Source organism: Bacillus cereus group sp. BfR-BA-01524 (assembly GCF_022662595.1).
Lineage (GTDB): Bacteria > Bacillota > Bacilli > Bacillales > Bacillaceae_G > Bacillus_A > Bacillus_A thuringiensis_S.
Genome location: NZ_JAKUDW010000025.1, coordinates 1 through 23,014, shown reverse-complemented (window position 1 = coordinate 23,014; position 23,014 = coordinate 1). Strand labels below are relative to the sequence as shown.

Below are 23,014 nucleotides of genomic sequence, written 5' to 3'. Positions count from 1 at the left end.
GTTTTTTATGACTCTTTATAACTTTTTTGCCGTAATGACTGTTTCAAACTCAAAGGTTTCCGGTAGATGATCTGCATAAGAATATTCAAAAGTTCGTCCATCCGTTAAGTAAGCTACTTGTTCAACTCGCATGAGGAAATCCTGATTTGTTAAATTCATAAACTGCTTTTCCCTATCATCTGGGCGAATTCCTTTAACTCTGACAACAGATGTCCCTACTTCAAAACCAAGTTTATTTTGAATATGTGAGTATATCGACTCCTCTAAAACAGAAGCCTCAACACCTGGGATAACCGAGATTGGCATCCATGTATGCTCCATAATCGTCGGAATGCTGTGAATGATGCGGAGGCGAATGATTTTATAGACGAAATCACCGATTGAAACTCCCAATTTCTCAGCAACTACTTCATCAGCACCAACAATCGCAAACTCTATAATTTTACTTTCTACCTCACTGCCGTAAACAGCTTTCGTACCTGTTAAAGTTTGAATCATTCGTGCCTTTTCCTGCTGACGCCAATCTTGCACCACTGTTCCACTTCCGCGCCGGCGGATGATGTAGCCGTCTCTTACTAACAGATCCAGCGCTTTTTTAATAGTAAGTGCTGAAACATCAAATTCTTCAGCAAGGACGGGGCTACTCGGAATTTTTTCATTGATTTTATATTCACCGTCTAAAATTTGCTGTTTAATCTTTTGATAAATGCCGAGGTATTTTACTTGTGTTGATCCGCTTGCCATTTCCATACCTCCTTTATACTGCATACTCGCTTCTATTCATTCAAATGTAAAGCCTCAAGTTTGTAGACTGAAGGTGATGAGGCAGCAAATCCATTTTCTAAGATTTCAATATTCGTTACCGCTTCTTCATCTTTCACAAGTCTTGGTGCACCATTTACAATTGTGTCATAAGCTGCATCATAGAAACGACCGTAATCACCAAGCGGCGTTTTAATTTGTTTTTCAATCCAGTCACCATTTGCATTACGATACTTAGCAACTCCATAGTACATCGGTGAATCTTCACCAAATCCTGCACTCTCAGGCATAATACCCGCTTTCAAATCATTTTCCTGCTGATCTTCACCGTATTTAATAAATGATCCATTTGTTCCATGAACGATAAAGCGTGGATAATCTTTTGCTACGACATGGTTCGTTTTCAGCTTAATCTTCAACTGATTTCCGTAATGTAGACCAACATCGAAATAGTTATCAACCGCACCTTCCATTTCATTATTACGAATATCGTATGTCACCGTATCTGGACGGCCGAATAGTGAAACCATGCGGTCCATCGTATGAATACCTAAACTGTAAAATGAACCTTCTTCTTTTGGAGCTTCATGAGTGATTGAACCAGGACGGAAATAATCAATATGCGATTCAATCTCAATAATATCACCAAGGAATCCTTGTTCAACTACTTGCTTCACAGCTAAAAAATCACCATCAAAACGGCGATTTTGATAAGGCATAACGACTACACCTTTCTCTCGTCCTAAAGCTAATAATTCTTTCGCATGTTCTACTGTATCGCAAAATGGTTTTTCAACGATAACTGATTTTCCGGCTAGTATAACTTTTTTTGCTAATTCATAATGCGTATGTGCTGGCGTACAAATCGTCACGACTTGAATTTCTTTGTCATTCAACAATTCGTCCAAATCAGTAGTGAAGTAAACACCTTTTTCCTCATATGGAGCCGCTAATTCTTCATTTATTCGACGCACAAAAATCGTTTTTACTTTTATATTTTTACGTGTCTTCAGATAAGGTAGGTGATAACGGTTAGCTGATTTTCCAAATCCAATAAAGCCCATTGTTAATGTCATGTTCTTCAACTTCCTTGCTCATAAATTTTCGTTTCTACATTTATTATATATTTTTATCTTTAAAAGTATATAGTTTTGATTTTAAAATTATATATTAAAAAGTCGAGATAGAAATCATTTTCTGATCCCCATCTCGACTTTAAGTTATAGACTTATATCCTATCAGCATTTTATTTATACTCAATGACTTGAGAGCTAATTGGTTATATACTCTTATTCATACATATACGAACGTGTCATCGGAATTGTATCATTAATCCCTTTTGTAAATACAAATTGATGTAAATCAATATTACCTGTAAAGAACGAAGCTGCACATGCATTTAAATATAAACGCCACATGCGGATAAATCGCTCATCTTTCTTTTTGCAAACTTCCTCTAGTACGTTTTCAAAATTTCGAGCCCAATGTTGTAATGTATTCCCGTAATGTCTACGTAAGCTTTCCACATCAACAATGAAAAATTGTTCGTTTGTCATGTTCGTGATTAATTCGTTAACAGCAGGAACATACCCACCAGGGAATATATATTTTTCAATCCAACCATTCGTAGCACCACCATTAGCCGGAGAAGTAATGCAATGCAGCAGAGAAATCCCGCCATCATTTAGTAGTTTGTTAACTGTTTCAAAGTATTGCGTAATGTTGTCTTTTCCTACATGTTCGATCATACCTACACTAACAATTTTATCAAATTTACGATTCTTAATATCGCGGTAATCAAGTAAAGATACTTCAACTAAATCCGTAAGTCCCTCTTGTTTAATTCGCTCGGAAGTCTTAGCGTATTGTTCCTCACTTAACGTTACTCCCATCGCTTTCACACCGTACTGTTTAGCGGCAGCTGTAATGAGTTCACCCCACCCACAACCGATGTCTAATAGCGTATCACCTTTTTGAAGGTTCAACTTTTTCAAAATATGATTCACTTTATTATGCTGCGCTGTCGTTAAAGAATCTTGTTCATTTTGGAAATACGCACAAGAATATGTCATTGTCTCATCAAGCCATAATTTATAGAAATCGTTCCCAATATCATAATGGTGAGCAATATGTTCTTTATTTTTTTGTTTTGAGAAATTCCATTTACTTTTGAAATATTGCAACTTACTATCTCCTAAAAAGCTATCCTGCCTTTTATAAATAGATTGAATTGCCTTTTCAAGATTCCCCTCTATTTCAAGGTCCCCATTCATATATGCTTCACCGAATGCAATAGAAGGATCCTTAGCAATTTCTTTTTTTGAGAGCGGCTTATGGAATGTTATATGAAATTGCGGTTCCCCTTCGCCATATTGTATTGTTTCTCCATTCCAAAGTGTAATTTGAACTGAATCTGAAAACAGATTTTTAAGTATTTTTTTATAAAAAAGTTCTTCAACCATAAAAACATCTCCTACTAAAAAATTGAACAAAAAACTATACTAGTTAATAAGTCTTTTTGAACATAGCTTAAAATCTTTATGACTTTTTGCTACGAGTGTCATTATAAAACGGTTATATTATGAAGCATAGTACGTACTTTAAAGTGATGTAGGCACTTTTAAGTACCCATGACTGAAACAGGTCCTCAAAAATTTTACTTTTCGTCATAACAACTTTCTAAAGTTTTAAAACGAAAAACACCACCTCGTCATTAGGTGGTGTTTTCAATATTACATATAGAGATTTCACTTAACTTCTGTATTTTTTCTATCTATGCATCGTTCTCCCCATGCGGTTAATTGATTTAATACATTTTGTAAAGACCACCCATAATCGGTTAGGGAGTATTCTACTCGAGGGGGAATTTCTTTGTAAATTTCACGTGTAATCACACCATCTTCTTCCAGCTCGCGTAGTTGCTGCGTTAACATTCTAACAGAAATTTCAGGAATCAAACGTTGCAACTCACTCGTTCGCTTCTTCCCTTTCGTTAAGTGACATAAAATGACGACCTTCCACTTTCCACCGATAATTTCTAAAGTTGCTTCTATAGGTATATTATATTGTTTCACGCGATCTCCTCTCCTTTTTTATAAATTCCTTATCTATTGTTACGTAAAAATAAATAATTTTCTATACGGCACATTTTAGTTCCTACAGCACAAAAAAGTACCTATATTACAAAAAAGTAATTATGCTGCGTAAAAATCTCCCTCTATAAAAAAAGAAAAAACGAACGTATTCTCGTTCGTTTTTTCTTTTTTATTCGGCTGCTGTAATGAGCATAGATGTGTTCCCATTCTTTTCAAGATGATTTTCTCCCCAGTTACAAAGAGTATCGAGTATAGAATCTAAAGAATGACCGTAATCAGTTAAAGAGTATTCTACTTTTGGTGGCACTTGGTTATACACTTTTCTCTCGATTACACCATCTTCTTCTAATTCACGTAATTGTTGCGTTAACATCTTTTGTGTAATACCAGACATTAATTGTTTTAATTCGCACGTTCTCTTTTTGTCTTTCTTTAAATGACAAAGGATAACTACTTTCCACTTTCCACCGATAACCTCTAAAGTTGCCTCTACAGGAATATTGTATGTTTTCATATAAAAATCTCCTTTATTAATTTTATAAGGCCATTAAGCTAAAGATTTAAATATTACTTTTAAGTATCTATAGCACCTTAAAGTACGTACTTTTTATTGTATTAAACATGTTTCATAATAGCATACGTAAACAGCAGATGAGTAGTACGGCACTAAAAAGTACCTGTATTACTTTTTAGTATCTATATCACTTTAAAGTACGTACTTTTCATTATGTAAAATACATTTCATAATAGCATTTGTAAGAGTTGAGTGAGTCATGCAGTATTAGAAATTACCTGTACTTTAAAGTGAATATTTTTATCATACATTTTGTCAGACGATGAAATGACATGTTTTCATTTTCACATCCATTCACAATGATGAATTAATTTTTAAATACATTTTAGGAGGATATCTATAATGAGTAAATTACTAAAAGAAAAAATCGGGTTTGGTACAGCACCACTAGGAAATATGTACCGTAATATCCCAGAGGAAGAAGCAATCGCTACAGTGGACGCTGCTTGGGAGAATGGCGTTCGTTACTTTGATACAGCTCCACTTTATGGATCTGGTTTAGCAGAAATTCGTCTTGGTGAAGCACTGTCAAAAAGAAATCGTGATGATTACTTTTTAAGCACCAAAGTAGGTCGAACGATTTCAGATGAACTAGAAGATCCATCTGCACGTGATTTAGGTGAAAAAGGCGGACTTTTCGAATTTGGTCGCAAAAATAAAATGATCAATGACTATAGCGCAGATGCAACACTTCGTTCTATCGAGCAAAGTTTGAAACGTTTAAAAACAGATCGTCTAGACTTTGTATTCATTCATGATTTAGCACAAGACTTTTATGGTGATGAGTGGATTTCACAATTTGAAACAGCTCGAACAGGAGCATTCCGTGCGCTAACACGTTTACGTGAAGAAGGAGTTATTAAGGGCTGGGGGCTTGGAGTAAACAAAGTAGAATCTATTGAACTTATGCTTGATTTAGAAGAAGCGAAACCAAATATATCCTTATTAGCTGGTCGCTATTCATTATTAGACCACGAACGTGCATTGCAACGAGTAATGCCTGCAGCTGTAAAGCATAATATGGATATTGTTGTTGGTGGCCCATATAGCTCAGGTATTCTTGCTGGAGGCGCTCACTTCGAATATCAAAAAGCATCGCCAGAAATTATTGCAAAAGTTGAGAAAATGAAAGCTCTTGCAGATCGTCACGACATCAGCATCAAAGCTGCTGCACTACAATTTTCACTAGCTAATCCAGCAGTTGCTGCTGTTGTTCCTGGGGCAAGTAAACCGGAACGAATTGTAGAAGACCAAAATGCCTTAAATACAGTAATTCCAGCTGCATTCTGGGAAGAAATGCGCGAACAAAAACTAGTAGCACCTAATGCACCACTACCAATCAACGTAAAATAATAATGAAACTTTAATCAGTGGGAGCATCCCCCACTGATTATTTACCCGTAAATACCGAGATGAAAAGGAGCGTAATGAATATGGCACATACTACTACATCTATGGAAATTTTTGCTTCACCGGAACAAGTGTGGCAATTAATCGGAGGTTTCAACTCCCTTCCAGACTGGTTACCTTATATACCTAGCAGTAAATTAACTGAAGGCGGTCGTGTACGTCATCTAGCTAATCCGGATGGGGATACAATTATAGAACGCTTAGAAGTATTCAATGATAAAGAGCGCTACTACACGTATTCAATCATGAATGCACCATTCCCAGTCACTAATTATCTATCTACAATCCAGGTGAAAGAAGGTACTGAAAGTAACACATCGTTAGTAGAGTGGTCTGGTACATTCACTCCTGTTGAGGTTAGTGATGAAGAGGCAATTAATCTGTTTCATGGTATTTACAGCGATGGACTGAAAGCATTACAGCAAGCATTTCTAGATTAATTAATGTAATTGATTGAGACGAAAAATTTAATTAACAGTCAAATATTCGATTTTGTTGTTAAATTCATTATGAAAGATAAACAAATACAGCTTTCATACCTGCTTGTTAATTACAAGAAATAAAAAATACTACCTCCAAATGGAAGGTAGTATTTTTTATTAATCCGGAAAAACAATTAATCCCTCTTCTTTTTCATCCTGCTTTAAATCTTCTTCTGGGAAGTTTACAGTTGAATTTTTATCCCCTGTTCTTTTTGTTTCTTCACCTGGAAATACGAAAGTTGAGTTTTCTTTTCCTTCATTTTTTTCTACGTTATCTGGAAATACCATAGAATCTTGGGTAGTCAAATCACTATTAAATCCAAGGTTAGACAAAATCGCTCTTAAATCTGGTAAAACCCCTATTTTATCTGATGATGGGTTATTAGACTTTGTGCCTGTATTTGGATTACTTAAAATTGCTCTCAATTCTTTTGGTGTATATGCCTTACCTAAATGTTCTTTAGCAATCCCTTGAATCGATACAGCAGCCCCAGCAATTATAGGCGAAGCGCTAGAAGTACCACGAAAATTAGAAGTATAACGATTAATTATGTTCTGATCTGTAACTTTTTGTCCTTCATTATTTTGATTTTGATATGTATCTAATGTATCAACATACTCTCCCCAACCATATACATCAATTCTACTACCATAGTTAGAGAAAGCTAAACGTTTATGAGGAACTCTTGCAGTAGATGCTCCAACTATAATAGCTCCTGAATCTTTAAAGTCTGGACTATTTCGATTTAAAATCTGCTTACCATTACGGTCTTTAAATTCATCTAAATCAATCCCACCATTACCAGCTGCTTCTACAATAATAATGCCTTTATCTGTACCTTTGCGAATTGCGTTAAATATACTCGGGTATACTTCTACTGGTAAAGGGTCATCTCCATATCCATCATATTTAAAGGATTCTTCTATTAATAAAACATCTCCAGCCTGTAAAGAATCTACGGCACTTAAAATAGCATCTCTTACATCGATTCTCCCATTATCTCGGATCACTGAAATTACTTTTGCCTTTGCTTTTGGTGCAATCCCAATATTCCCAATCCCATTGTCAGCTGCAGAAACAACACCTAGAACTGAAGTACCGTGAGAAAGATCATTACTCATTTTTCCAGACATAAATTCAATATTTTGACCGACTAAATCTTCATGATTTAATAACCAGCCTTCTTCCAAATCTACAAAAGTTGCTCCCTGACCATTTCCTCCTTTAATTCCCCAAGCATAAGGAGCATTAATTCCTAAAGGTGCCTCTTCAAGATATCCCTGTCTCGAAAATCTAGGTTCATCATAAGGATTGACTGATAGTACAGGCAATCTCGAGCCAGTTGTTGTATTTATACTCTTATTAGAACGAACTTGTATTTTACTAGAATCGTTATTAGCAGCATATACTGTATTTGTTACAAATGTCGTACCTATCCCAGCAAAAGTTGTAATTGCAAGTGATGATATTAACATACCTTTAAAATTTTTCATTTTTCCACCTCTAGTTTTCTATTAGAAATAACATATTTAATAATGTGTATGACTCGAAAAATATTTTATCTTATTATAAAAATTAAAAGATTTTTATAACTTTTTGATTTACATAAAAACTCCCTTCATTCTTGTAATTCAATGTGTACATTTCAAAATAACGAACTTACTGTAACTATTATAGTTACACCCTTATTAATTTTCAACTACGAAATATAAATTTTTAAAAATAAATTTATATTACTTTAAAACAGCACTAGCCTTTTACGTACATAAAGTGAAACTTTAATCAGTGGTTTTTTTGTTCATCCCCACTGATTATTAGCCCTCACCAATCGGGCGTTTACGGGCAGTTAATGCGGGATAAAAATGCAAAATATCCGTCCAAATTACAGCTATCAATAAGTTTATGGACTACGAAAGAAATACGAAAAAGCAAAGCACTAAGTGCTTTGCTCCTTATAAAATCCCTTTTAACTTTTCACCAATTAACTTCGCTACATACTCATAACCTTCTGGCCCAAAGTGTAGTCCATCTTTTTCATCATTTTCTACAAATCTTTTATAATCCTGTTCTTGAATCATTTCAGCGAATACGTTTAGAAAATAACTTCCTGTTTCTCTCACCACTTCCTCCACCACGTCTGCATACTGACTAAGCACTCTATTTGTTCTATTATGCTGTCTTTCTTCATCAACTGGTGCAGGACTAATCAGTAGTACTTTATCTGATGAAACTTGGTTCACAATCTTCTCTAAGTTTTCTTTATATGCTTGTAATGACACTTGAGAAAAAGAAACTGCATCATTCGTACCAAGAAAAACTGTTACGAAATCTGGTTTATATGATATTACATCTTCTTCAATCCTATTTAACGCATCGAATGTATTATCACCTGGAACACCTGCATTCACTACTTTCCAATCAGGAAACATTACTTGTAACCTTGGCGTTAATCTAGGTATCCCATCAAAAAATACATCATCAGCTGTAATACTATCTCCAAAACATACTAACGTTTTCATTAAGCTACTCTCCTTTTACGTATGAAACAACTTTCCTTCTATTGCTTTTATATATCTGTCAGCAGAACGTTCAACTGCCTCATTTGCATTTTCTTTTACTACTCGATGAAAAGCGTTGTATAAACGATTAAACTGTAACGGCTTCACTCGATTCACCATTTCTTCCACTTTTCTCGCTGGTAGTGGAATTAAGTTTGGATAGCTGTACATGAAGCTTACCCACCGCTCATCTGCTACAACTTGAATAATATCACCTGTTAACAAAATCCCTTTTCCGTCATTACCTTCTTCCCAATGCAATACAGAACCACCACTAAAATGTCCTCCAAGACGATGTACAGTAATCCCATCCGCTAATTGTAAAGACTCACCAGACCAATAAATAATACGACTACTCGGACGCATCACCCACTCTTTATCATCTTCATGTATATAAATTGGTACATCAAATGTCTCTGCCCATTCTACTTGCGTTGAATAATAATGAGGATGAGACAATGCAATTGCATCTAATCCACCAAGCTCTTTTATTTTCGCAATTGTCGTTTCATCTAAATACGTAATACAGTCCCATAGTAAACGATATGACTCTGTTTTCACCACAAATGCCGTTTGACCGATCGCAAATCCTGGTTTTGTTGTAATGCTATAAAGTCCATCTTCCTCTTCGATTATTTCATTTTTATATGTATCACCAATTTGTAAGCTTTCCAGTGTCGTCCAAGATTGTCCTTTTGGATTCACATATTGCCTCTCTTCATCACAAATATGACAGCTCACCGGTTCTTCTACACTCGCCGCATACTGCACGCCACACGTTGTACAAACGAAATTTTCCATAATAATTTCCCCTATCCCTATATTTTTATTAAGCTGATTTTTGTTGATAATGATCTGCTTTTTTATTTTCAATTAATAAACTTATAAAAGTAAGTAAATAGACAACTGTAACCGATAACGGAATTACAGTAAATCCTTTTTCTGCAAAAAGAATCCCGCAAACTGACGTTACAAATACAATCCCTACTGACAATAAACCATAGCTTTTACTTTCATAAATCCATACGTACGGAATAAAATGAACACCTATTAACATCGCTACTACAAAAGGTAACCATTCTGGAAATTGAAAATAGGCAAGTAATACAAGTGGAATATTCAATACATTTATCCCACCAATTAAGCCTGCCAAAACCCCTAACGGATTTCCTTTCGCAAACATATCAATTTTCAATATAGCAGCTATCATTAAGCCGAAAGGAAACACACAGCCCATACCGATTAAATATACCCACACCACTTGTTTTTCAGAAAGAACAAATCCCGTTATACTCATAACTATCCAAAATAAAACGCCGGCTAATATAATCGGTAAGCCTCTCTTCGTTTTGATTGCTAAATCCTTTTTCGCTTCTGCAACATTCATCTCACTATCTCCCCAAAATATTTGTGCTATAAAGTAGTCTCAACCTCACCCATCCAATAACGCCAAGCTGCTAAATAATCTTCTAAATCTTTCGGGTGGTGCCGTAAACACCTATCTATACGTAAATATAAGCCTATGACTATTTTTTCATATAAATCACGGTCTTTTTTATGAAATACACATTGTTTCATCGCATAATCGATTGTTTCTTTTGTTAAATTTTCCGGAGTTGAACAAAACGCATACATTAAATCATATATAGGATCTCCTAACACCGGTAAAGGATCAATTACACCGTGCAGCTCATTCTCTTTAAATATAAAGTTATGAAATCCAAGATCACCATGCAATAAAAACGGCTGATTTATTCCAACGTCCCTATTCGCTAACTTAAGAACCGTTCTATACTCTTCTTCACTTATGTAACGTCTTACATTTTCATGAGCTTCCATCACATTTGTTGTTAAAAATTCACTCCAAGATTGAACCGGACTTTCTTTCCATCCCCAGCCATCTACCTCTGTAGCTACTTCATACTTATTGATAACTTCCTTTACAAGTTTACAAAGAACACTCCGTTTATGGCCTAGTTTGCAAGAAGTTGTGCCCTCAAGGAATGAGTAAACAATATAGCGATTTAAAGGTTCCTTATAAAAAAGCTTTGGAAATAATTCGTCCTTTTTATAAAACTGAAGAAAATAAGCTTCTTCACGTATGACATCCGATTCATTCAACTTTACAACGTATTGTTCATCTAACAAATATATAGTGCTTGTCGTTCCCCCGTTTAATGCTTTTACGCTATTTGGATAATGTGAAATAACTTTTTCCTTAACTAGTTGTGCAGTGATTATTGAAATGTCCATTCTCTCACCCTTTAATTCGGAAGATTCCCTTAATTCAAAAGACAACTTTACTATTATTTGACAAACGCAAGGAAAATCCTCCCAACCATCCTAATATAACAAACAACAATTTTATTTTATTACAATGGCTTTCTTCAATATCCCATTTATGATAACGTGATTTTATCACTCTAAATGCTCTTCATATACTCTAATAATTTCTATTGCAGGGTCTATGTCTTGTAATTTATGAGCCAAACTTTCTACACCAAACACTTCTGTAAACGTATGACTGCCTACAATTAAATTAATCCCTTTAAATTTCGCATGTTGAACTGTATATAATGTTTTTTCACCTGTTATGAACGTGTCACACCCTTTTTCTAATGCACGTTCAATCAAATTTGTATTGTTTCCTGCACCGGTTAAAATCGCAATCCGTTTTACTGGTTTATCGTGATTTCTCCAGCTCTTCACTTTCTCTTCCATTTTTTCTTCAAGTTTTCCAACTAAGTTTGAAAAAGGAATCGCTTCTTTATATTCTCCTATTCCCGGTAGTTCTTCTTCCTCATACGTGGAATATTCCAGTATTGTATCTATCCCAATTCCGTTAAATAACGATGTACACGTGCCAAACTTTACAAAATCTAACGGCAAATGAACCCAAAAATGATTCATTTCATATTGCTTCAATTTCTCAATACAAGCCTCTTCCATACCAAATAAAAAACCCCACGGCGCATGATGTGTAACTATCATATCGACTCCATTTCGATACGCTTCTTCAATAGTTTCTACTGTTAAATTTGTTGTGTAACCGATTTTGTGAAATTCATCTTTACTTATATGAGTAAAACCATATTCATCATCGCCATATTTATAAAGATGCTCTCCAAATAGTGATGTTATATGTTCGTTAAACTGCTTTATATTCATTTTATTTCTCCTTTCATTTACTTTTATATTTCAAAAATAAGGAAATACTAAATAAAAACGTTACATACATATAGGAGGACACCATGAAACCTGAATTTTTAAAAGCTATACATGATGCCATTGGAAATGTTGAACACATTCATATAGAAGAAAGCGGTGCTGACAGCTTACTTATCCATCATGATGATGCACAGCAATTACAACAAGTCGCTAAAACGCTAGAAAATAACAATTTTCGCTCTGCTTTAAGAACAACTGGAGATGCTTCGTATATTGAAGTATTGAACAGATAGTGAAAGTCCGGATGTATGCCGGGCTTTCTTTTTTTATATTGAAACTTCAAACTCTTTCACATACACCGCTGTTCCAGCGATATCTATTTGTAACTTTTCGTTTTCTATCCCTTTCGTTACATAAACGGTTACACGACCATCTTTATTTATTTCCTGTCCTTGCTCAACGATTAAATCCAATTCATGTTCAAAATCTTTCTCTAAATACTCCGCATAATACGCTCCCATTACACCTGAAGCTGTTCCTGTCACTGGATCTTCAATCGTCCCAGCGTAAGCTGATGAAAAATGACGGCCGTGCATTTGTGCTAGTTCATCATAAGTTTCTAGACAAATTGGGTGAATAGAAGCATTAGGTATTTCTTTTAATACTGATGGAAATGCAGCATTATTAGGTTTCATTCTCTCACATGCATTAAGATTTTTAATCGGTACAATTACAGTCCAATTTCCCGTACTTCCATATACAATCGGTAAACTTACATCTAAATCATTTACTTCTAAACTGATACTATGAGCTAATTCTTCTTTTGAACCTGTAAACTCTTTAAACTGAGGTGCTGCCTGTCTCATTTTAATAAAGGTTTCTCCATTTTCATTTACACGTATTTGTATCGGTAAAATCCCAGCCTTCGTTTCAATCGTAAGGTTACTTTTCTCTTCTAATAAACCTTTTTCGCGCAAGGCATATATCGTCCCTACTGTCCCATGACCACATAAATCCATTTCAAAACCAGGTGTAAAATAGCGCATTTTTATATGTGCTACTTCTGAAGAAAGAACAAAAGTTGTTTCGTTAAATCCAATTTTTTCAGCAATACGCTGCATTTCCTCTTCCGTTAATCCATCTGCATCTAATACAATACCTGCTGGATTTCCCTTATTTGGTTTATTCGTAAATGCGTCGTAATGAAATACGTTTATAGTCTTCATTTTCTTTTCTCCTAATCTACTTTAAAAATTTTATAATAAAGCTCTGTCTCCGTTTTCATCGAACAATTATTTCTCCAAAATATCCTCTGCATCTTTTCATTTGAAGTGTGCGTGCTTCCGATGTAATAAGTAGCCCCCATTTCCTTTAACATATGTAAAGATTGAAGATGCATATGAGAAGCAATTCCTTTCCCGCGATAATAAGGCATTACTCCAAAGTAAAATAATCGTCCTTCACTTTCTGTTCCAGTTTCTATATGCGGTATGGACATACCAATTGGCCCAGTTTTATCATAAAAAACAATACATGACTTTTCCCAACCCTTACCTAACTCTGTTTGCACGGAATAAAAATGTTCATCGATAGTTAAAATTGAAGTTTGATTCCCTGACCCCGACATACATTGTTCCCAAATATATTTAAATTCTTTTTCCGATAACGTTCCTTCTGCTATTGATCGATATGTATATTGTTTTTCAACCATCTCTACATTGTTTAACTCCCTACACACTTCTATCTTTGCTGCATGTAAAGAAAAACCCGCATCAAGTAACACTTTTGCACTTGTGTTATAACTACTAAACCTTTTGTTTAATACAATACTTGCTCTTTTTAACTCCCAATTAAAACAAACCTCTTCAAATCTACTTATCTTTTCTTTATATGTTTGTACGTTATACAAAACATCTTCTTCTATTTCTTCAATTGTCACTGCATTTGGTAAGCCATTTAATACTTTTTTAGAAGGACCAAATAAGTTTTTGATGACTGTAAGATCGTACTTCACCACTTCACCTCCAATCTACAATTTCTATCCGTAATAACCACTCTCATATACTCATCTCCTTATTTTTAAAATAAATAAGAAAATCCATCCACTTACCATTCTCTAATGAAAATGCCTCTCTCTTGCATTCAAATGAAAAGCCTGCGCTTTCCGCAAGACGCACTGATGGCTCATTATCAACATGTATATGTAATTCGATTCTATGAAAATTAAGGCTATTAAAAAATAACGATAACGTAGCGTTTACACTTTCTACCCCATATCCATTTTTCCAATATTGATTATGAATAGAGTAGCCCATCATTGCCCACTGATAATCCATACGTAAAATTTTTATTATCTCTAGCTTTCCAATATTAGCCCCATCTTCTTTACGAAAAATACCTAATACATACATCTCATCTCGATGTGCTGCTTCATCAAACCCTCTAATCCATTCCGTGAACCATTCTTTTGTTCGTGATGCCATAACTTGATAGCCATCGTCATATTTATACTGCGATGGCAGTCTCTTATTAAATCCATCTAACCAACTTTCATAATCATCTTTTTGGAACGGACGGATCATAAGTTTCTCTGTCTCTACTTGTAATAGCGGCAGCTTCATTTACATCTCTTCCTCCAGTAATTGATTGAATATTCTTTGTTATCTTACACGAAATACAAAATCTAGTAACAAACCTTATGCCCATCAACTTAAGAAATTAGTAGTTCCCCAATACGAAAAAAATAAGTCGAATTCTATAATTAACTGTATAAGGGGAAATTTTTCATTTTGAGGTAATTCCAAACCCTTGGCTTGATAACGATGTGACGGTCGCCCTCCTTAGGAGAATTACTTGGATTCACTAATGAAGAAATTGTACCAAAACGTCATTTTAAATAATCAAGTCAGATTATCTATTTCTAACTTGATTATTTAAAATATAAACCTTTGCCCACTGGCTGAACAGTTTCAAGCACAGTGTCAACCATTTCTTCATTAATCAAGGTTCTTATAATCCAAGCTGAGAGGTCTTGAGCAGCAAAACAACCTGCGGCAGTCGAGATATTCCCTTCGTTTACGAAGCTTTGTTCAATAACGTCTACATCAAATTCTTTAAGTTGTTCTACTACAGATGGATATGTAGTTGCTTTTTTGCCAGTTAACAATTTTTTAGCTCCTAGTAGTAGTGAACCAGAGCACATAGAGCCTATTAATTGTCTTTGAAGATCTACATGAATGCTATTAAGATATTCTTGATTTTGATATAAACCTTGGACCCCCTTGCCACTTGCAAATATTACTGCGTCAGCGGAAGGTATATCAGATATGCTTCCTGTCATGGGGATACGTAAGCCAGACATGGATATATGAGTTTTTTCCGTTCCTAATAGCTGGACATTCCAATCAGAAATACCGCCAACTAAACGTACACGATTTAATAAATCCCATGGTAAAAAAACATCTATATCAGTAAAGTTATCGAAACAGACTATCGCAATTTTCATTCTCTAGCCTCCTAATTATTGAAATATTAAAAACATTTTAATTATAACAATTTCAAGTGGAGGTAGCGAGGTTTAAATTGCCTAATAGCCGAATATCGTTCGAGCGTTACCAAGCTAAAAAATTGCATCAAAAAAACAAAAACGTTTATACTCTCCACTAACAGAAACATTAACAAAAACCCAGTGATGCTTTATACATAACTGGGTTCTCTATCGTTTCATAATTTTCTATTTCACAAGAACTACATCTCGTAATTCCCTCTTCAACACTTTTCCTAAAGCATTTTTCGGTAACTCATCTATGAATACCACTTCTGGTATTTTGTAACTTGCTAATTTCTCCTTACAATACTGAATAATACTTTCTTCTGTTAATATTGTTTCGCTATCCTTCACAATGAAAGCTCTTGGAACCTCTCCCCAAAAGTCATCTAGAACTCCAACTACTGCAACTTCTAAAACACCATGTATTTCATGAATAACATCTTCTACTTGATCTGGATATACATTGTCACCACCGCGTATAATAACGTCTTTATATCTTCCCATAATATGCAGGAATCCATCATCATCTATCATGCCAGCATCACCCATGTTAAACCAGTTATCTTTTACTACCTTCTTTGTCGCCTTTTCATTATTCCAATACCCTTTAAACATGTATGGACTTTTCACATGAATCTCTCCAACTTCATTTGTTGTTAGTTCATGTCCTGTTTCCGGATGAACAATTTTCACCTCTACATTTTTCAAAGTCTTTCCTACAGAAGACATCTTTTCTTTTCCCATCATTGGATGCCATGAGGTTACAACCCAACCTTCTGTACTACCATAGCCTTGCACCATATATATTCCTTTTTCCATATATTTTTGAATGAGTGTTTCTGGCACTTTTGTACCACCGCTTTGTGCTACTTTAAAGGTTGAAATGTTACGTTCTTTTTTATTTAATTCATCAAGCATGTAACTATAAACAGCTGGGAACGCAAGCATCGTAGTAATTTTCTCTTCTTCAATCTTATCCCAAATAAGAGTAGGGTTCGAATCAGCTAAGAAAATCATCGTAACGCCATGATAAATACAATTTAAAATAGAAAGCACGCCACTCATATGGAACAATGGATGCACAGATAAAAAGCGTTCACCTGCTGGAATTTCTCTTTGGCCCGCAATTTCAGCAAAATAATAATGCAAGTTTTTATGTCCAATTACACATGCTTTCGCCTGTCCAGTCGTTCCTGAAGTAAATAAGTAAATGGCATCGTCTTCTTCATGAACTTCTACGTTCGGTTCTGTCGTTGGCTGTTTTTGCAACTCTAATTCAAATGAACCAAAGCCTTCTTTTGTCGTTTGAATTACATAAGGGATTTCTTTTACAGCATCAATCTTTAATAATACTTCACTAAATTCTTCATCAATAACTAACACTTTTAATTTCGCTTCTTTTACAATCGTTTCTAATTCATAAACAGTAAGCTGATGATTTAGCGGAATAAATACCGCTCCAATTTTTAGACATGCCATCATAACGCTTGGAAATGGGTGATTATTTTTGCATAGTATTCCTATACGCTCTCCTCTTTGCACACCATTATGTAACAAATATTGTGCAAGCTGATTTACTCGTTCATTATATTGCTGAAACGAATATCTTTTCTTTCCCCCTACAAGCGCTTCCAAATTTGGTGATTGCATTGCTCTCTTTTGTAATAATTGTCGCATCGTTCTCAAGTAAAACTCCCCTTTATATATGTTAGGGTTTTTATTTTACCAGATTAACTATTAATTTACTAAAGATTACACTTAGTGAATATAAGAAGAATATAAAATAGCCATTTACTTGTGAAGTAAATGGCTATTTTTCATTATATATTAGAATACTTCTTGTTCATCACATATTGCACATACTCAGGTGCACTTTTATCAATCTCTTCATCACTTAGTTTATATTCTGCACCATATAAATAAAAGGAAGGCATAAATTCCATACCCGTATATAAGCATGTAGCTTGGAATGGTTTCGTCAACTCATCCATTGTAATCCCACTATTTTCATAGTCTTTTTCTAATCCACCTATAGAAATAGCTACACCAAATTCTTTCCCCTTCACTTTATCTCCTTGTGATCCGTACGCAAATCCATATGTTAATACATCATCGAACCACTTTTTTAATAATGGTGGTGTGCTGTACCAGTAAAGCGGAAATTGAAATATATATCTGTCATGCTCTACTAATAACTTTTGCTCTTCTTCAATATTAAACTCCCAATTCGGTGCCACCTTATATAATTCATGCACCGTAATTTCATCTGAATGTTTCTCAAGTTCTTCTATCCATCTTTTATTAATTTTTGATTTTTCAATATGAGGGTGTGCTACAATTACAAGTGTTCTCATCATTTTCCAGCCCCTTTATAAATTAATCAATCCTTTACGTATTAGTATGAATGAGTTACATATAATTGAAAAGTACGTACTTTCAGGTACTATAGGAACCTCGAAGTACCTTTGGAGGTGTTATATGAATCAAAATGATAATTGTCCAATTGCAACAACACTCGATGTAATCGGTGGAAAATGGAAAGTTCATATTTTATGTATTTTGTCGGATGGAAAAATGCGAACAAATGAAATTAAACGAGAAATCCCAAACATTACACAAAAGGTTCTTACACAACAACTTCGGCAACTTGAAGCTGATGGGATTATCTATCGTACCGTATATCAAGAAGTACCACCAAAGGTTGAGTACACACTAAGTGAATACGGAAAATCTTTAATGCAAATAATGAATGATCTGTTTGAATGGGGAAAAGATCATCAGATTAAAAGATTACATGACTAAAAAAGCACTATATACTTTGTTTAATCCTCTACGTTCATATTTTTTATTTTTATAAAGTTTATTTTCATCATTTTTTAGCTAACTTGTTTTCTTAGATTGATGGACGTGACCCCACATCCATCAATCTAAAAAGATACAATTAGAAAAATGAGATTTCTATAAAGTTTCGCATATAAACACTACTTCCGCCTCATTAAACGCTCGCTCTACTTTTTCTAATCTCAATTGTACGTAAGCTATAAAGAAGCACCCCTAAACCAAGAATTTTTTCATTATTAGACGCATTAGAACCTAAGGTAATAGTAGCTACATTTAAACCCATAAACCTTCCACTCCATTCTATAGGCATATAAAAAGATACTCCTTAAAAATAAAAAACGCTATTCTCTCTGTAAAATCATAGAAAAGAATAGCGTTTTTTATTTTGAAATAGAAGTCATTATTTAAACTAAACATGCTAATATTGATTTTGTGCGATTGTCCGTTACCTCATAATAAATTTCTAATCCTTTCCGAGTACCTGTAACCATTTTAGCAGCTTTTAGTTTAGATAAATGTTGACTAATTGTACTTTGAGGCATTTGTAAATCCCCATACATTGTTGTTACATTAGTAGGGCCTTTTGCAAGCATTATTTTTACTAAAGATAGACGAACCGGATGCGCCAATACCTTTAACACCTCAGCGATTTCTTGAAACATTTCTTTTTTTTCTTTCATCTTATTTCTCCCCTTTTATATACATATTTATGTTATCCATATATATAATTCGAAGGTATATGCGTTTTTATGTCCGTCATTTTAAAAAAATATAAAAAAACTTTTGTCCGAAACTAAAGAAGTATCTTAACATAACGTCTCACTATTAATGATGAATAGAAATCTCGTTATAGACGTAGCAGTTTTTATGCTACAACTCTACATTCAACTAACTAAAACCAATGAAAAAAAGAGCAGATAGTCCGCTCTCTTATGATGCCTCCTTATGCTCCGTGGAATGTTTAACACTCCCCATTCTCTTTAGTTTATTCCACCCTACCGCTACTCCTCGAAGCGATGAGAATATAGATTTAATGACAACATAAGTCATAAATTGACGATAAATAAAACGTTGTAAAATTAACCATACCAATGGTTTTGGGTTCTCTTCCTCTAATTTAAATGCGAACAGAGAAGCGAGAAGATCCATTAAAAAGAATACAAGATAAAATCCTAAAACTTTTAGCGGATTACTACTAAATAGTCCCATGATCATTAATATATCTGCAAAAGGAGCAATGAATTGCAGAACATATTGGAATAACCACATATTAGGCAGTGCAATAAACCCTAATGTTTTATGTTTTGAATTACACAACGCTTTTCGATGTTTCCAAAGACATTGAAGTGTACCATATGACCAACGATATCGCTGTTTAATGAGACTTTTCACATCCTCAGGTGATTCCGTAAAAGCATGCGCTTTTTCTTCATATACAATTCTATGCCCTTGACGTAAAAATGTAATAGTAAGATCCGTATCTTCTGCTAATGTATCTTCGCTTAAATATCCAGACTCAACTACATTCTTCTTGCGCCACGCCCCAATAGCTCCTGGAACTACTGTAATACAATTTAACTCATCAAAAGCTCTACGTTCTAAATTAAACCCTGTAATATACTCAACATGTTGCCAAGTAGTTAACAAATTTCGTCTATTCCCCACTTTGACATTACCTGAAACTGCAGCTACATTCTGATCTTCAAAGTGTCTAACCATTAGAGAAATGGCGTCTTGCGCAATAATAGTATCCGCATCTAAAGTGACAATGATTTCTCCTCGCGATTGTTGAAACCCTAGGTTCATTGCCGATGATTTCCCGCCGTTTTCTTTCTGAATGAAACGAACTTTAGAGTGTTTAGAAAATGTTTCTTGCATTACTTTTGACGTACCATCTGTCGATCCGTCATCCACAACAATAACTTCAAATTCTCTATAATTACTATCCAAAATTGAGTGAATCGTCTTGGCTATCACCTTTTCTTCATTATATGCCGCTATGACAACACTAACAAAAGGTTGATAAGACGAATTAATATAGCGAGATAACGTTTTTCTTTTCTGCTTCCATGCAAAATAAATTAAGAATAAAAATCGAAAAATCCCTAATCCAATAGCAATATAAAAAATAGTAGTTAATATATGCTTAAAATATCCGGCTCCTGAAAAGACAGCTTTATTGTAAAGTAAATATTGCTTCCCCTCAGAAGAAACAGGAGGCATAATTTCATCTCGTTCTTTATTCATTAAATCTGAAATTGTTACAAAACTATATCCATGCTTTTTTAGGTCTTTAATAATGATCGGGAGCGCCTCTACTGTATTTGTACGATTCCCTCCTGCATCATGGAGAAGAATAACATTTCCCTCTCCCTTATAAACAGGATTAAGAGCACGCTTTACTAATTCATTTGTTGATGGTGTTGCCCAGTCTTCAGGATCAACTTTTTCCGCTACCATTGTATAGTTCATATTTTGTGCACGTAAAATAGGCAATATTTCATTTGCTGAATCCGGGTTAGCGTCTGCTTCATATGGCGGTCTAAATAAAACCGTAGAATGTCCAGTTACTTCCTGAATTAAACGTTGCGTCGTATTAAGTTCTACTTTCGTTCGTAATAAAGACGTATCAGCTATGTTAGGATGCTTGAAAGTATGATTGCCAATTTCATGCCCCTCATCGTATATTCTTTTTACAATATTAGTATTTAGTTGCGCGTTTTCACCAAGTACAAAAAAAGCAGCTTTTATTTGATTCTCTTTTAATATATCTAATATTTCTGGCGTATATTTCGGGTCTGGTCCATCATCAAATGTTAGTACTACTTGTTTTCCATTTGGTTTTCCATATCGTTGCACTTCATATGCAGATGGTAAGGATTGATATACTTCATCTGTAAGGTAACCATCTTTGCCTACTTTAAAATCTCTCAATCCATTTTTTCTTTCATTCTCAATCTGTAAAATTTCACCTTGTCCGGAATAATTTACTTCATCTAAACTATTGATTTTATGTAATACATTAGGATTTTTTTGTACCTCAATAGGATTTTTTAAAACTTTCCATATTGTAGGGTCTTCTGCTCCTAATCTCCATAACGCAAATCCCTTTGCATTATTGTCCATTGCGATTTTCACTTGATTATAAAGAGTTACACCGTCTAAGAACCAAGCAGTATGTTCTTTCCCTTCTGTTTTATACCTAAAATAAGGGTTTCCACTCATCTTATCCCATTGAATTTTCATATTTGAATCATGAGCCATTGCCATAACTTCTGAGAAAGTTAAAGACTTCGCAGCTTCTTTACTATTTACTTCCCAATCATATCCATAGTTACCGAAAGCAACTATAAGTTTATTAGACGGAATATTCAGTTCTTTTAATGTGTGTTGGAACCATTTATTTGAAGCAATTGGTCCTGGTTCCCCGGCTCCATAGTGCTCATCGTACATCATTACAATCATTCGATCTATTATTTTTGCTAACGCACTATAATCAAAAGCCTTATCATTAGCTGGAACATCTTGTGTAACGAGCAAATCATGTTGATGAAATTCCGTAGTAAGTTCTTTCATAAAATTTGTTAAGTTTTCTCTATCACTTTCAGGTACGGCCTCAAAGTCAATATTAATTCCTGAAAAATGATTCTTTTTAACTTGGCTTACTAAATCATTAATAAACTTTGTCTTTACATCATTTGAGGAATTCAGTAACTTATGAATTAGCCCACTATCAGGACCAGAAGCTTCCTCAGTATAGTTAGTAAGCAAAGGCATAATCTTCACTTGATTTTTTTCTGCCAACTTTACTATCTCAGGTTTGATCTCACTTCTAATCGTTAAATCTGCTTTTAAATGATACCACTCTGGTACTAACGTAGTTAAGGAATCAATATTTTCTTTTAAAGAAGCGGTACTATTTTCATCCCAGTTTACATAAAAACCATACACTTCTTTAGGTTGTTTACTATCCTTCGGCGAATTCACCAAATTTTTATTATCCTTTGTTTCGGTATTTGGGTTAAATTCTTCCTTCTTTAACTGCTGATCACTAAGTTTTTGATTAATTGGTACAAGTTTAGTATCTTGTTGTACAGCGGTATTCATATTTGGAATTTCTGGTGTTGAAAAAATACTTTGAAAGAAAAAATAAAATACAACACCTACACTAACTATTGAGATACATAGAAACCAAATAAAGGCTATGTTTCTCCTTCCTTTCGGATCATAAAAAACAGGTTTTTCTTTATCTTTCTCTTGTTGAATGTTTTTCTCCATTATATTTTTCACATACTCCTTCTTAATAGAACTATAGAATAATAAAGTGCAACTTTAATCAGCCCTCACCAATTGGGCATTTACAAGCAGCTCAACTCCCACCTAACTTCTTTTCCCAAGCCAAATTTTGAGATGGGAGTTTTACTGCCCACAATAGCGAGATACATCCTTTTAGCTTTGAAATGAATCTCTCACTTCCAGATTCTATTGATTCTTCTTTTCATTCCCTTGCTGGTGGCCTCTATTTTCTTGTTGAGACCCCCTACCGTTGTTCCCTTGCTCGTTTCCATCATTT

General features: G+C 34.5%; 24 protein-coding genes. 4 read left to right on the top strand and 20 right to left on the bottom strand.

What is annotated here, in order from left to right; translation table 11 throughout:
• Positions 1-15: 15 nt before the first annotated feature.
• From MR170_RS11290 to MR170_RS11270, 5 genes are all read right to left on the bottom strand, one after another.
• A complete protein-coding gene (locus MR170_RS11290) occupies positions 16-744 on the bottom strand; it encodes a GntR family transcriptional regulator (RefSeq protein ID WP_016080849.1) in 729 nt (242 codons plus the stop codon).
• 32 nt (positions 745-776) lie between these two features.
• Positions 777-1,838 carry an oxidoreductase gene (locus MR170_RS11285; protein WP_242308281.1) on the bottom strand — a complete coding sequence of 354 codons (1,062 nt, stop codon included), beginning with the start codon at positions 1,836-1,838 and terminating at the stop codon, positions 777-779.
• Between the two features lie 213 nt (positions 1,839-2,051).
• Entirely contained in the window at positions 2,052-3,224 is a 1,173-nt protein-coding gene (locus MR170_RS11280) for a cyclopropane-fatty-acyl-phospholipid synthase (RefSeq protein WP_242308280.1), read from the bottom strand.
• Positions 3,225-3,509: 285 nt separating this feature from the next.
• Positions 3,510-3,836, bottom strand: coding sequence for a winged helix-turn-helix transcriptional regulator (locus tag MR170_RS11275; protein WP_029442872.1), 327 nt, complete (start codon positions 3,834-3,836; stop codon positions 3,510-3,512).
• A 190-nt stretch (positions 3,837-4,026) separates the two neighbouring features.
• Complete coding sequence (locus MR170_RS11270; protein ID WP_000860820.1) at positions 4,027-4,371, bottom strand: winged helix-turn-helix transcriptional regulator; 345 nt, start codon at positions 4,369-4,371, stop codon at positions 4,027-4,029.
• Positions 4,372-4,773: 402 nt separating this feature from the next.
• Between MR170_RS11270 and MR170_RS11265 the strand changes: the two genes are divergently transcribed.
• Complete coding sequence (locus MR170_RS11265) at positions 4,774-5,784, top strand: aldo/keto reductase (RefSeq protein ID WP_098614892.1); 1,011 nt, start codon at positions 4,774-4,776, stop codon at positions 5,782-5,784.
• 80 nt (positions 5,785-5,864) lie between these two features.
• The gene (locus MR170_RS11260; RefSeq protein ID WP_016080843.1) at positions 5,865-6,281 is read left to right on the top strand and encodes an SRPBCC family protein; all 417 of its coding nucleotides are present in this window, start codon (positions 5,865-5,867) and stop codon (positions 6,279-6,281) included.
• 159 nt (positions 6,282-6,440) lie between these two features.
• Here the strand turns inward: MR170_RS11260 and MR170_RS11255 are convergent, their stop codons facing one another.
• The 6 genes from MR170_RS11255 to MR170_RS11230 all read right to left on the bottom strand — a co-directional run bounded on the left by MR170_RS11255 (position 6,441) and on the right by MR170_RS11230 (position 12,050).
• Positions 6,441-7,817: a S8 family peptidase gene (locus tag MR170_RS11255; protein ID WP_242308279.1), complete on the bottom strand. Its 1,377-nt coding sequence runs from the start codon at positions 7,815-7,817 to the stop codon at positions 6,441-6,443.
• A 459-nt stretch (positions 7,818-8,276) separates the two neighbouring features.
• Positions 8,277-8,843 carry an SGNH/GDSL hydrolase family protein gene (locus MR170_RS11250; protein ID WP_242308278.1) on the bottom strand — a complete coding sequence of 189 codons (567 nt, stop codon included), beginning with the start codon at positions 8,841-8,843 and terminating at the stop codon, positions 8,277-8,279.
• Between the two features lie 15 nt (positions 8,844-8,858).
• Positions 8,859-9,683, bottom strand: coding sequence for an MBL fold metallo-hydrolase (locus MR170_RS11245; RefSeq protein WP_242308276.1), 825 nt, complete (start codon positions 9,681-9,683; stop codon positions 8,859-8,861).
• Positions 9,684-9,711: 28 nt separating this feature from the next.
• On the bottom strand, positions 9,712-10,269 hold the full coding sequence (locus MR170_RS11240) for a DUF7010 family protein (protein ID WP_001099745.1): 558 nt from the start codon (positions 10,267-10,269) through the stop codon (positions 9,712-9,714).
• Positions 10,270-10,295: 26 nt separating this feature from the next.
• Positions 10,296-11,135 carry an aminoglycoside phosphotransferase family protein gene (locus MR170_RS11235; protein ID WP_242308274.1) on the bottom strand — a complete coding sequence of 280 codons (840 nt, stop codon included), beginning with the start codon at positions 11,133-11,135 and terminating at the stop codon, positions 10,296-10,298.
• 165 nt (positions 11,136-11,300) lie between these two features.
• Positions 11,301-12,050, bottom strand: a complete 750-nt coding sequence (locus MR170_RS11230; RefSeq protein WP_242308273.1) for a Nif3-like dinuclear metal center hexameric protein — start codon at positions 12,048-12,050, stop codon at positions 11,301-11,303.
• Positions 12,051-12,133: 83 nt separating this feature from the next.
• Here MR170_RS11230 and MR170_RS11225 point away from each other — a divergent pair, with 83 nt between their 5' ends.
• Complete coding sequence (locus MR170_RS11225) at positions 12,134-12,343, top strand: hypothetical protein (protein ID WP_001992924.1); 210 nt, start codon at positions 12,134-12,136, stop codon at positions 12,341-12,343.
• Positions 12,344-12,376: 33 nt separating this feature from the next.
• Here MR170_RS11225 and MR170_RS11220 read toward each other — a convergent pair whose 3' ends face one another.
• From MR170_RS11220 to MR170_RS11195, 6 genes are all read right to left on the bottom strand, one after another.
• Complete coding sequence (locus tag MR170_RS11220; RefSeq protein ID WP_043936303.1) at positions 12,377-13,276, bottom strand: PhzF family phenazine biosynthesis isomerase; 900 nt, start codon at positions 13,274-13,276, stop codon at positions 12,377-12,379.
• 11 nt (positions 13,277-13,287) lie between these two features.
• Positions 13,288-14,064, bottom strand: a complete 777-nt coding sequence (locus MR170_RS11215) for a GNAT family N-acetyltransferase (RefSeq protein ID WP_226603903.1) — start codon at positions 14,062-14,064, stop codon at positions 13,288-13,290.
• 43 nt (positions 14,065-14,107) lie between these two features.
• Positions 14,108-14,671, bottom strand: coding sequence for a GNAT family N-acetyltransferase (locus tag MR170_RS11210; protein WP_242308271.1), 564 nt, complete (start codon positions 14,669-14,671; stop codon positions 14,108-14,110).
• A gap of 308 nt (positions 14,672-14,979) precedes the next feature.
• On the bottom strand, positions 14,980-15,555 hold the full coding sequence (locus MR170_RS11205; RefSeq protein WP_053563915.1) for a DJ-1/PfpI family protein: 576 nt from the start codon (positions 15,553-15,555) through the stop codon (positions 14,980-14,982).
• Positions 15,556-15,783: 228 nt separating this feature from the next.
• On the bottom strand, positions 15,784-17,286 hold the full coding sequence (locus MR170_RS11200) for a class I adenylate-forming enzyme family protein (protein ID WP_242308269.1): 1,503 nt from the start codon (positions 17,284-17,286) through the stop codon (positions 15,784-15,786).
• 134 nt (positions 17,287-17,420) lie between these two features.
• A complete protein-coding gene (locus tag MR170_RS11195) occupies positions 17,421-17,954 on the bottom strand; it encodes an NAD(P)H-dependent oxidoreductase (RefSeq protein WP_016080832.1) in 534 nt (177 codons plus the stop codon).
• 124 nt (positions 17,955-18,078) lie between these two features.
• On the opposite strand from MR170_RS11195, the gene MR170_RS11190 reads away from it, so the two are divergent.
• Positions 18,079-18,402, top strand: a complete 324-nt coding sequence (locus MR170_RS11190) for a winged helix-turn-helix transcriptional regulator (RefSeq protein WP_016080831.1) — start codon at positions 18,079-18,081, stop codon at positions 18,400-18,402.
• A gap of 193 nt (positions 18,403-18,595) precedes the next feature.
• Here MR170_RS11190 and MR170_RS11185 read toward each other — a convergent pair whose 3' ends face one another.
• From MR170_RS11185 to MR170_RS11175, 3 genes are all read right to left on the bottom strand, one after another.
• A complete protein-coding gene (locus MR170_RS11185) occupies positions 18,596-18,751 on the bottom strand; it encodes a hypothetical protein (RefSeq protein ID WP_050844346.1) in 156 nt (51 codons plus the stop codon).
• 94 nt (positions 18,752-18,845) lie between these two features.
• Positions 18,846-19,121 carry an ArsR/SmtB family transcription factor gene (locus tag MR170_RS11180; protein ID WP_000660066.1) on the bottom strand — a complete coding sequence of 92 codons (276 nt, stop codon included), beginning with the start codon at positions 19,119-19,121 and terminating at the stop codon, positions 18,846-18,848.
• Positions 19,122-19,371: 250 nt separating this feature from the next.
• Positions 19,372-22,719 (bottom strand): trifunctional glycoside hydrolase family 18/polysaccharide deacetylase/glycosyltransferase family 2 protein, encoded by a 3,348-nt coding sequence (locus tag MR170_RS11175; protein ID WP_242308300.1) that lies wholly within the window; start codon positions 22,717-22,719, stop codon positions 19,372-19,374.
• Between the last annotated feature and the right edge of the window lie 295 nt (positions 22,720-23,014).

Excerpts from the sequence above, each read along its gene's own strand:
- MR170_RS11220 (WP_043936303.1), bottom strand. The coding sequence starts at position 13,276 with ATGAAGACTATAAACGTATTTCATTACGACGCATTTACGAATAAACCA.
- MR170_RS11290 (WP_016080849.1), bottom strand. The coding sequence starts at position 744 with ATGGCAAGCGGATCAACACAAGTAAAATACCTCGGCATTTATCAAAAG.
- MR170_RS11245 (WP_242308276.1), bottom strand. The coding sequence starts at position 9,683 with ATGGAAAATTTCGTTTGTACAACGTGTGGCGTGCAGTATGCGGCGAGT.
- MR170_RS11175 (WP_242308300.1), bottom strand. The coding sequence starts at position 22,719 with ATGGAGAAAAACATTCAACAAGAGAAAGATAAAGAAAAACCTGTTTTT.
- MR170_RS11235 (WP_242308274.1), bottom strand. The coding sequence starts at position 11,135 with ATGGACATTTCAATAATCACTGCACAACTAGTTAAGGAAAAAGTTATT.
- MR170_RS11205 (WP_053563915.1), bottom strand. The coding sequence starts at position 15,555 with ATGAAAATTGCGATAGTCTGTTTCGATAACTTTACTGATATAGATGTT.
- MR170_RS11250 (WP_242308278.1), bottom strand. The coding sequence starts at position 8,843 with ATGAAAACGTTAGTATGTTTTGGAGATAGTATTACAGCTGATGATGTA.
- MR170_RS11285 (WP_242308281.1), bottom strand. The coding sequence starts at position 1,838 with ATGACATTAACAATGGGCTTTATTGGATTTGGAAAATCAGCTAACCGT.
- MR170_RS11185 (WP_050844346.1), bottom strand. The coding sequence starts at position 18,751 with ATGCCTATAGAATGGAGTGGAAGGTTTATGGGTTTAAATGTAGCTACT.
- MR170_RS11270 (WP_000860820.1), bottom strand. The coding sequence starts at position 4,371 with ATGAAAACATACAATATTCCTGTAGAGGCAACTTTAGAGGTTATCGGT.
- MR170_RS11180 (WP_000660066.1), bottom strand. The coding sequence starts at position 19,121 with ATGAAAGAAAAAAAAGAAATGTTTCAAGAAATCGCTGAGGTGTTAAAG.
- MR170_RS11195 (WP_016080832.1), bottom strand. The coding sequence starts at position 17,954 with ATGAGAACACTTGTAATTGTAGCACACCCTCATATTGAAAAATCAAAA.
- MR170_RS11190 (WP_016080831.1), top strand. The coding sequence starts at position 18,079 with ATGAATCAAAATGATAATTGTCCAATTGCAACAACACTCGATGTAATC.
- MR170_RS11255 (WP_242308279.1), bottom strand. The coding sequence starts at position 7,817 with ATGAAAAATTTTAAAGGTATGTTAATATCATCACTTGCAATTACAACT.
- MR170_RS11265 (WP_098614892.1), top strand. The coding sequence starts at position 4,774 with ATGAGTAAATTACTAAAAGAAAAAATCGGGTTTGGTACAGCACCACTA.
- MR170_RS11280 (WP_242308280.1), bottom strand. The coding sequence starts at position 3,224 with ATGGTTGAAGAACTTTTTTATAAAAAAATACTTAAAAATCTGTTTTCA.
- MR170_RS11260 (WP_016080843.1), top strand. The coding sequence starts at position 5,865 with ATGGCACATACTACTACATCTATGGAAATTTTTGCTTCACCGGAACAA.
- MR170_RS11210 (WP_242308271.1), bottom strand. The coding sequence starts at position 14,671 with ATGAAGCTGCCGCTATTACAAGTAGAGACAGAGAAACTTATGATCCGT.
- MR170_RS11230 (WP_242308273.1), bottom strand. The coding sequence starts at position 12,050 with ATGAATATAAAGCAGTTTAACGAACATATAACATCACTATTTGGAGAG.
- MR170_RS11240 (WP_001099745.1), bottom strand. The coding sequence starts at position 10,269 with ATGAATGTTGCAGAAGCGAAAAAGGATTTAGCAATCAAAACGAAGAGA.
- MR170_RS11225 (WP_001992924.1), top strand. The coding sequence starts at position 12,134 with ATGAAACCTGAATTTTTAAAAGCTATACATGATGCCATTGGAAATGTT.